Origin of the sequence: Candidatus Methylomirabilis sp. (genome assembly GCA_036000645.1) — a bacterium.
Lineage (GTDB): Bacteria > Methylomirabilota > Methylomirabilia > Methylomirabilales > JACPAU01 > JACPAU01.
This window is the reverse complement of record DASYVA010000024.1, coordinates 1-9,160: the sequence shown is the minus strand read 5'-3', so window position 1 is coordinate 9,160 and position 9,160 is coordinate 1. Positions and strand designations below refer to the sequence as shown.

11 protein-coding genes are annotated in these 9,160 nt (G+C 70.2%); all 11 read right to left on the bottom strand.

Translation table 11 applies throughout. The annotated features are described in order from the left end of the window. On the bottom strand, positions 1-722 hold a 722-nt coding region (locus tag VGT06_01195), incomplete at its 3' end, for a hypothetical protein (protein ID HEV8661747.1). Further along, complete coding sequence (locus VGT06_01190; GenBank protein ID HEV8661746.1) at positions 719-2,656, bottom strand: CFI-box-CTERM domain-containing protein; 1,938 nt, start codon at positions 2,654-2,656, stop codon at positions 719-721. The genes VGT06_01195 and VGT06_01190, both read right to left, overlap by 4 nt. A 389-nt stretch (positions 2,657-3,045) precedes the next feature. After that, positions 3,046-3,507, bottom strand: coding sequence for a type II secretion system protein (locus VGT06_01185; protein ID HEV8661745.1), 462 nt, complete (start codon positions 3,505-3,507; stop codon positions 3,046-3,048). Then, a complete protein-coding gene (locus VGT06_01180) occupies positions 3,449-3,829 on the bottom strand; it encodes a prepilin-type N-terminal cleavage/methylation domain-containing protein (GenBank protein HEV8661744.1) in 381 nt (126 codons plus the stop codon). Before VGT06_01180 ends, VGT06_01185 begins: the two co-directional genes overlap by 59 nt. A 10-nt stretch (positions 3,830-3,839) precedes the next feature. After that, a complete protein-coding gene (locus VGT06_01175; GenBank protein ID HEV8661743.1) occupies positions 3,840-4,322 on the bottom strand; it encodes a prepilin-type N-terminal cleavage/methylation domain-containing protein in 483 nt (160 codons plus the stop codon). Positions 4,323-4,324: 2 nt separating this feature from the next. After that, complete coding sequence (locus VGT06_01170; GenBank protein ID HEV8661742.1) at positions 4,325-6,259, bottom strand: type II and III secretion system protein; 1,935 nt, start codon at positions 6,257-6,259, stop codon at positions 4,325-4,327. Positions 6,260-6,291: 32 nt separating this feature from the next. Further along, complete coding sequence (locus VGT06_01165; protein ID HEV8661741.1) at positions 6,292-6,828, bottom strand: hypothetical protein; 537 nt, start codon at positions 6,826-6,828, stop codon at positions 6,292-6,294. Next, positions 6,825-7,424, bottom strand: a complete 600-nt coding sequence (gene pilO, locus VGT06_01160; GenBank protein ID HEV8661740.1) for a type 4a pilus biogenesis protein PilO — start codon at positions 7,422-7,424, stop codon at positions 6,825-6,827. The genes VGT06_01165 and pilO overlap by 4 nt, the downstream gene beginning before the upstream one ends. Then, on the bottom strand, positions 7,425-7,988 hold the full coding sequence (locus tag VGT06_01155; protein ID HEV8661739.1) for a PilN domain-containing protein: 564 nt from the start codon (positions 7,986-7,988) through the stop codon (positions 7,425-7,427). It lies immediately after the preceding gene. Next, positions 7,988-8,905, bottom strand: coding sequence for a hypothetical protein (locus VGT06_01150; GenBank protein HEV8661738.1), 918 nt, complete (start codon positions 8,903-8,905; stop codon positions 7,988-7,990). Before VGT06_01150 ends, VGT06_01155 begins: the two co-directional genes overlap by 1 nt. 2 nt (positions 8,906-8,907) lie before the next feature. Then, a partial coding sequence (locus VGT06_01145; protein HEV8661737.1) for a pilus assembly protein PilB occupies positions 8,908-9,160 on the bottom strand: 253 nt, incomplete at its 5' end.

The window sequence follows — 9,160 nt, the reverse complement described above, 5'->3', positions numbered from 1 at the left end:
GGCCACACCTCGGCAAGGACGCGCCCCGCGTCGTCCAGGGCGGCCTTCACGTCGACGGCGTTGACGTCGTACAGCCCCGGGGCGACCTCCCGGACCCGGACCTTGCCGAGCACTTCCGCATCGAGTGTCGCGCCTGGCGTGGGGACGGGCTGCGGCGAGGGCACACTCCGCGCCTCGGGCGGGACCGCCGGGGAAGCCCAAGGGGGCCGGAGGACTTCGACCTCCAGGGTGGCCCGGGAGCCCTCCAGCGTGACGAGGAGGGGGTCCGGCTGGGTGAGGCGCTCGACGGCCTTGTACCGGTAGTGCACCTGGTCGAGGAGGACCGTGCCGGTGAAGCGATGGCCCGGAAAGCCGGGGATCGGGCTCGCGGGGGGCAGGGAGAGCGGTCGGCCGCTGGGCCCCTTGCGGAGGACGAGCGCCTGGGCCTCCACCCGCTCGACGGTCCACGATTGCGAGGGGTCGCCGGAATGGAAGAGGACATCCCGACGGGTGAATACCATCCGTGCCTTCCCGGCCTCACGGAGGATGACGGCGTAGCGGACCGGCTCGGGGAACCGGACCTCGGCGCTGGCCTCGCCCAGCGTGACGGCGCCCTCTCGCCCCCGCGCGGGCACCTCGGCGGCGAGCGGGGTGGCGGCCGGGTTGGTCGCCGTCAGGGCGCCAACGACGAGCGCGCCCCCGTAGAAGAAGCGTATCCACAGACGGCGGCGGGGTCGGCTCATCGCGTTGTCTTCCTCGCGCGGCCGGCCGAACGGGCCCGCACCAAGTAGTACGGGCCGAGACCGCCCGCGAGGACCGCGCCCCCAGCGAACGCGAAGGCGAGCACCGGCCAGGTCAGCGCCAGGTGTGTCCACCAGACCACCGGCCAGAGGAGGCCGCGGGTGGTCACCCGGAGCGCCTCATGCTGGCGAATAACATCGGCGAGTGGTGGGCTGACGCGGTAGTAGGCGGCGACGGCCCAGCGACCCGCGGCGTGCGGGAGGAGGTACCGGTCGCGGAAGGCCCGCAGGGTCTCCACCTCGGCGGCCAACGGCGAGCCGAAGGCGGCGGTTGCGATCATGCACCCGTCTATCGGTGCTGTACCGGGGGCCCCGGGTTCGGCGATCGTGAAGTTGGCGTTGCTGGCATCCTGCCCGGTGGCAGGTGTCACGGAGGTGTCTGTGGCCGTCACCCGGATCCGCCCCTGGGTCGTTGTGTCCGCAGAGGTCGGTGTCCAGGGGAACGAGCTGGAGCTTCCTGGCAGATTTGTCACGATAACGGTGGGGAAGGTGAGGCCGCCGTCCGTAGACAGGTGAATCTCCTGGCTCGCGATGAAGCCGCTCGGGTCCGATGAAGTCCAGGTGATGTTGAACGAGAAACCCACCGTCAGGGTCTGGCTACCGTTTGGCGCAGTCACCACTACCGAGGGGGGGGTGGCCGTGCCGCCTCCCGCCGTGACCTGCCCGACGATGTCCGTCGTTGCCCCACCCTGTGCGTCCTGCCATACCACGACGAACTCGTTCGCGTTGACGTTGAAAGACAGCTGTGGAGCAACTCGATCGCTCGATGGATCCGTACTCCGGATCTCGAAATTGCCCCCGGAGAGGTTCCCGTCCGCAGCGACCCGTTGCGCGAAGACGTCGGAGAAGGGGCCACCGGCACTGAGGTCTTCCCAGACCACCAGAAACTGATTCGCGGTGGCGTTGTGGCCGACAGCGGGCGCGGTCTGGTTGTTGGTGGCGTTCGAGATGGTGATCTCGCTCGTCCCGCTCAGGGTGCCGTTGGCATCGACGAGCCGGCCCGAGATGTCGGAGAGCGTGCCGGCCTGGAAAGTCTGCCACACCACGAGGAACTGGTTGGCCGTGGAGTTGTAGGCGACAGCGGGCACGGTCTGGTCGCCGGCGGCGGCGGAGATGGGGATCTCACTGCTGCCGAGGAGGTTGCCGCCGGCGTCGACGCGCCGCCCCGCAATGTCCTGGCCCTGGGAGACCCCCACCTGGAATGTCTGCCACACCACGAGGAACTGGTTGGCCGTGGAGTTGTAGGCGACAGCGGGCACGGTCTGGTCGCCGGCGGCGTTCGAGATCGTGAATTCCGCTGTGCTGAGGCTGCCATCTGCGTTGACAAGCCGCCCAAAGATGTCCAAGCCCGTCCCGGCGTCGGGGTCCTGCTCCTGCCACACCACGAGGAACTGGTTGGTCTGGGAATTATAGGTCACGGCGGGTGCCGTCTGGTCGTTATCGGTATTCGAGATCGTAATCTTCGTGCCGCTGAGGGTGCCGTCGGCGTTCACGAGTTGGCCCGAGATATCTAAGAGCGTCCCGGCCAGGGGGTCCTGCTCCTGCCACACCACCAGGAACTGGTTGGTGGAGGAGTTGTAGGCCACGGCCGGCGCGAGCTGGTCGTTCGCGGCGTTCGAGATGGTGATCTTTGAGCCGGTAAGGGACCCGTCCCCGTTCACGAGTTGGCCGGAGATGTCGAAGAGTGTTCCGGCCTGAAAGTCCTGCCAGACGACGAGGAACTGGTTGAGGTTCGGGAGGGCAGCAATAGCGGGTTGTTCTTGTGCCGAGGAGGCGGCGGGGGTGATCTCGAAGAATGTCTGCGCCCAGGCCGGACCTGACAGAAGCAGCCCGATCAGGGCGCCCAAGGCGAGACCGGTACGGTGGGGATGCTCCAACGGCACCTCCTGCCTGGGTCGCGGTTCCGCGGGACGGTAGCAGTGATGCCGATCTATTGGTAAGGCCATCGTTTAGCTGGTCGCCTGCTCCTCCCCGGGGGGTGTGGCGCCTCCGGAGGAGGGAGCTGGTGGAGGCGGGGGAGCCTCAGCGGGTGGCGGAGCAAGCTCGATCGCCGCCACGGGGGGAGGCACCACAGCGGCCGCAGGGGGGGCCGCGGGCTTCGGGGCGGCCGCAACCTCCGCCCGTTTCTTCTTGCCCTTCTCGGCGCGGGGAGCGGCTGTTTTCGCCGCTGCCCTGGCGGCCTTCCGCCTAACCTTGCCCGCCTCCTTCTTCCGGTGCCGCCGCCGCCTGAGCTCCCGCTCCCGCTCCCGCATACCGGCTCCTTTCGCTACCAGTCCCGGTACCGCTCGCCCTTCCCTCTGAACCGCTTGAACCCGACATCCGTGCTGCGACTGCGCACGTCCTTGATCCCGGAGGGCACCCCCGCCGTATCCACCTGGTACTCGAGCACCCAGTCCGCCTTCCCGGTCATCGGGTCCGGGTAGATCCGCCGGAGGTAGCGCCGGGTCGCGAGCTGGGTCTTATCCTCCAGCAGATCTTCCAGCTTTTGCGGGAAGCGCTTGTGCACCGCCTGGTAGGCGGTGATGGCGCGATCGAACTCGTTCAGGCGGAAGAGGAGCTCTTCCTCCTTCTCCCGCTGGACCAGGGTCCGCCAGACGGGGGCGGCGACCGCCGTCGCGATGCCGATCAGGACGATGCTGAACAGGAGGGCCAGGTACAGGATCCCGGCCTCACCACTCCCGGTACGGGAGCCCGTTGAGCCCCACCTGCTCGCTGCCGCTGTGGACATCCACGATCCCGTTCTCCTGGCCCTGCTCGTCGGTCGCATAGACGAAGGTCCAGGTATCACCCCGCGCCGTAATGGGATCCACCGGGACCCGCCGCAGGTACCGCTTCTCGACCAGCACCTCCAGCGTGGGCGGGTACTGCTCCTGGTCGGCGTAGTACTGGTCAATCACGTCCCGGAGGATGAAGAGGTTCTCCTTCAGCGCGGCCTCCTTCGCCTTCATGACCCCCATCTGGAAGGAAGGGAGGGCGATGGTGGCCAGGATGCCGATGATGGCCACCACGATGAGCATCTCGATGAAGGTGAACCCGCAGCGATCCCGCATGGGCCGTCTGCTACCAGGTGTCATAGGTGGTCCCGTCGAGTGCCGTGGCCTTGCTGGAGGAGCGCACATCCCACACGTCTCGCGCGTCGCTCACCGTCGAGTCGATGCTGTCGGTGTAGGAGCGCCTGACCCAGGGGGTATCGGAGGCCATCGGATCCCGAGGAATTCGTCGCAGGATCTTGGTCTCCACCACCTCCTCGAGGGTGAGAGGATAGCCGGTCCGGTCCACGTTCACGCGCTGGACGAAGATCTCGCGCTTGTCCTTGGCGTTGTTGCGCGCCTTGTCGTACTCCGCCTTGAAGAGGTCGATCCCCTCCCGGAGCTCCCGGAGGGTCCGCCGCAGCTCCAGCTCCCGGGAGCGCTTGACCGTCACCTCCGCGAGCGGCATGGCCACCGCCGCCAGGACGCCGAGGACGGCGAGGACGACCACCAGCTCGACGAGGGTCAACCCCCCGGATGCCCGGAGGCAGCGCCGCCAAACACCCCGGCGCATCGTCACTCCTCGGGCGGCCCCGGCGGCGTCGGGACCCCCGGGACGCCTGGGACCCCCGGTGCGGGAGGCCCGACGCGGGGCGGGACAAGGGGACGCGGAGGCTCGGGCGGGATGAGGGCCGCCGGCGCCGCCACCGGGCCGGCCTCGAAGGACATGGCGGTGCCGGACCAGAACGTCTGGACGTCTTCTGCCGCCGGCTCCACGACCTTCACGAGCCGGGGCGTGACCGAAATGATGACATCGGTCCGAATCTTCGTCGTGGCCACGTTGGAGAAGAGGCGGCCGAGGAACGGGATGTCCCCGAGCAAGGGAAGCTTGTCGGTCGTCACGGTCGTGTCGTTCTGGATGAGGCCGCCCAGCAGGCGGGTCTCCCCGTCCCGGACCTTGATGAAGCTATCCAGGTTCCGGGTATTCACGCTCGGGAGCAGATCCCCCCCGATGGCCGCCCCCACGGAGGAGATCTCGAAGTTCAGCTCGATCGTGACGTCCCCGTTCAGGTGGATGGTGGGGGTCAGGGTGAGCTTCAGGCCGACGTCCCGGAACTCGACCCGGGTCTCCTGGATCGTGCCGGCCGGCGTGCCCCCCGTCGTCGGGGTCGCCGTGGTTGCGGTGGAGGAGCTGATGGTGGAGATCTGGAACGGCCGCCGCTCGCCGATGAGGATTCGGGCCTTCTGCCGGTCCAGGACCCGGACCGTGGGGCTCGCGAGTGTCGTGGTGTCGGCCAGGTTCTTCAAGATATTGAGGGTCACCGCGGGGCTGGGGAGGGCCAGCGTGGAACCCCCCAGCTGGTCCTGGAAGCTTTCGCCCACGATGACGGTGGGAACGTTGAGCTTGACCTGGTAGGCCTTATCGAAGAGGAGACCGAGGTTGTCCCGCGCGTCCGCCTTGACCTCGATGATCTCCAGCTCGATCTCCACCTCCCCGATGCCCCGGTCGTTCGCGTGCAGCAGCTTCTTGGCCAGGGCGACCTTCTCGGGGGTGTCCCGAACCACCAGGGCGTTGAGCTTCTCGTTCACGAAGATCTGCCGGGTGTTCAGGATGGTCCGGAGGAGGTTCACCTGGGTCTTGGCTTCGGTATCCCCCAGGTAGAAGGTGTGGACCACCAGGTCGTCGTACTGCTGGTGCTTGGCCGGGGTATCCGGGATCACCACGAGGGTCCGCGGCCCCACCTGCTTCGCAAAGAGACGGTTCGTGGAGAGGAGGAGCTCGAAGGCGTCCCGCAGGGGGAGATCCTTGATGTAAGTGGTGATCCGCTTGGCGGTCAGCCCCTCGTCGAGAAAAATGTTCACTCCCCCGAGGCCGGCGACCACCTCCAGGACGTCCTTGACGTCGGTGTCCTTGAATCGCAGGGAGACCGGCTTCAGCGGCAGGGAAGTCAGCCCCCGCGCCTCTGCTTCCCGCTGCTGGGCTTCCAGCGCCTCGCCCACCCCGGCCCGCGCGGTCACCTCGGCGAAGAGGGCCTCTACCTCGGGGTGGTCGGGCGCGAGCTGGCGGGCCTCGGCCAACAGCCGGGCGGCATCCCGGTACGCGCCGCGGCCGGCCACCTCCTTCGCCCGGTTCAGGAGCATGACCGCCCGCCGCCGGTCCGTGACCCGCGCGGCGGCGGCCCGGGCGGTCGCGTGGTCCGGGTTGTACTGCAGGGCCCGGTGGTGAGCGGTCAGGGCATCGTCCAGCGCTCCCTCCCGCTCCAGGCGCGTCCCCTCCCGGAAGTAGAACTCGGCGGCCGCCCTGAGCGTGCGGACCAGGCCGATGCGGGCCTCCACCGACTGCGGGTCCTTCACGAGGGTCTCGGTGTAGCGGGCGATGGTGGCGTCGAAATCCGACGCCGTCAGCGGCTCGCCCGTCGGGAGCCTCCCGGTCTGGGCGCAGGAGGCGAGCCCGAGGGCCAAGACCGTGGCGGTGGCCCACCCCGCGAACTGTCGCCAAACGGTCGTCATGGTCCACTCCCTTCGCGCAGCACGGGCGCGAATCAGGGCGAGAGGGTGAGCCGGGCCTCCCGGGTCCCGTCCGGTGTGGCCAGGATGATGCTGTCTTCGGTGATGCGAGCCACCAGGTACTGGTTCAGGAAGAGCTCCTTCTCCTCGACCGTGAGAAACTCCCCCCCGCGGCTGAGGAAGCCCAGCACCCGCCCCCGCTCGCGGGCGAACCCCAGGAACTTGAGCCCCTTGAGCCCTTCCAGGAACGGATCGGGGGGCGGAGCCGCGATGGGGGCGGGTGCCGCGCCCCCGAGCTTGGGAGGGGGAGGCGGCGCAGGCGGCTCCACCACGCCGGCGAAAAGGTTCTTCGGTGTCTCGGGCAGGGAGGCGCCCCGGGCCCGCAGGAGCTCGATCCGGAGGCGGGGCGGAGCGGCGGTCGCCTTGACCGCTCGCGCTTCGACCCGCGTGGGCGCGGTCGCTTGAGTCGGGGAAACGGGTGGCGCGGACCGGCTCCAGCGGGCGAGGAGGAGTGCGCCCCAGACGAGGATCAAGAAGGCGAGGAGGGCCCACTGGCGCTGAGTGGCCTTCATGAGCCGTCCTCCAGCGCGGCCGCCGGCTGGGCATTTGCTGCCGGGGGCCGCTCGAACCGGAAGTAGGCCGTCAGGCTCAGCCGGGCGCTCACGTGCCCCTCGCCGGGCCGTCCCGTGGCGGCCAGGTGGGTGATGGCCAGGCGCCCCCGCATCCGCTCCAGGTCGGCCAGGAACCGGCGCAGGTCGGCGTACCCCCCCTCGACGCGCATGGCGATCCCGAGCTGGAGCAACCCCTCCTTCGGCACGTCGGCGGGCTTGTAATCGATTCCCGCCACCTTGAGGCGGGCCGCGGTGGCCCGGTTGCTCAGGTGCCCGACCAGCGCCACCACCTCCCGCCGCAGCGGGAAGCTCGCGCGCAGGCGGCTGATCTCCGCCTCCAGGCGCTGGGCCGTCTTCACCCGTCCGGCCCCATCCCGCAACGCCCGGAGCTCTGCCTGCAGCGCGTAGAGTCGCTCCTCCCGGGCGGCCGTCTGCCGGAGCAGGGGGAGATCGAAAGCCGGGATGGCGGCGGCGTTCACCAGAAAGAGGAACGCGGCCGCCCCGGCCAGCGCGGTCGCCGTGGGGTCCGTGCGCACGAGCCGCCAGAACTCCTTCACCTACACCCTCTCCTGCTGCAGCTCCAGCCGGATCTCGAACTCCAGGACCTCCCGCCCGCTTCGCGCGTCCTTGCGGCCGCCGTGCCGCAGGAGGAAGACCCGGGTAAAGACGGACCGTCCCTCCAGGCGCCGCACGAAGCCGGTCAGGGCCTCGAGCGTCCGGGCCTCCCCGCGGAGTTGCACCGCGGTGAGCTGCTGGTCGGGGCGGACCTCCACCAGGCCGACCCCCTCGGGAAGCGCAGCCTCCAGCTCGTTCAGGAGGCCCGTCCAGGAGAAGGCGGAGGCCTCCAGCAGGCCGTTGTAGAAGCGCACCCGTTCCGCCAGGCCTGCGGGCCACTGGGCCGGGCCGGTCGCCCCCCCGCTCCCCGCTCCCGCCTCCTCCCGCTCAGCGGCCCGAGCAGTCCAGGTGTCCTCCAGGCTGGCCAGGTGGGCACGCCAGCGGGCATACAGCAGGCCGTGCACGACCGTTGCCACGAGGAGCAGGAGCACGGCTCCCGCCAGGCCCCGGCGCAGCAGCGCCCGGCGCCGGGCGGCGGGAGAGGCCAGGTTCAGAGCGAGGCGCATCAGAAGCCTCCGGTTGGGCTCAGGGCTGCTCCGGCTGCTGCGGCCTCAGCCGGGGTGGGGGGGAGGCCGTCCCAGGGGGCCTCCCAGGCCGCCACGCCATCCCCGAGGACCTCCGCGGGAATCCGAAGGGTCGTCTCGAGCCCTGCCGCGACCGCGCCGAGGTCCCCCTCTCCGGCGAGGAGCAACCGCGGCGGGGCGGCCAGGCCCTCCCGCCCCGTCGCGAACTCCAGGGACGCCTCGACCTCGCGGACGATAGCCGCGGCTTGCCCGTCTGCTGCGGCCAGCGGAACGGAGCGCGCGTAGGCCGGGATCCCGTCCTGCCGGAGGAGCAGCCCGAGGGCACCGCCCCCCAGGTGCAGCAGGCCCTCCGAGCCCTCCCCTCCGGTGACGCTGTCCCAGGCGTTGTGGAGGCAGATCAACGCGCTGGCGGTGTACACGAGAGACCCGCCCGCACGGGCGATGAGATCCTCGAGCTGGGAGAGGAGCGCCTCCTGGGCCAGGAGGAGGGCGACCTGGGCCGTCGCCCCTTCGCGCCGGAGGACCTGGGAAGCGAGGCGGGCCTCCTTCGGGGGGAACGGGAGGAGGTCAGCCGTCTGCCAGAGGAGGAGGGTCCGCAGCTCCTCGCCTTGTGCCTGCAGCTCCGGGAACCGGAGCACTTGAGCGAGACAGCTTCCGTCGGGCAGCGCGAGGGCGATCTCGGAGCGCCGAGGGCTCAGAGCCAGCGCCTCCCGGAGCGCTGTCAGGATCGTCCCCTCGTCAGCGATGGTAAGCCCCTGTGGGCCGGGAACGAGGGCTCCGGCGGGGAGCGGCGTCGTGTGCCGGGCGGTGACCTGCAAGCGGCGTCCCCGCCGGGCGACGCGGACCGCCTGGAGCTCGCCCGGGCGGAGGCTCAGGCCCAGCGGGAGCCGCCAGCCCATGATCACTCCGCCACCGTCACCCGGTTGGTCTCGGCGACGGTGGTGAGGCCGGCCCGGACCTTCTCCAGGGCCGCCTCCCGAAGGAACGTGGTCCCAGCGGCGGCGGCGGCGGCGCGCAACTCTCCCCCCGGGCGCCGGGCCAGGATGGCCTCCTGGAAGCGGTCGCTCACCTCGACCAGCTCGAAGATCCCGGTCCGACCCATGTAGCCGGTGCCGTGGCAGGCGGGGCACCCCCGGCCCTGGAACAGGGGGACG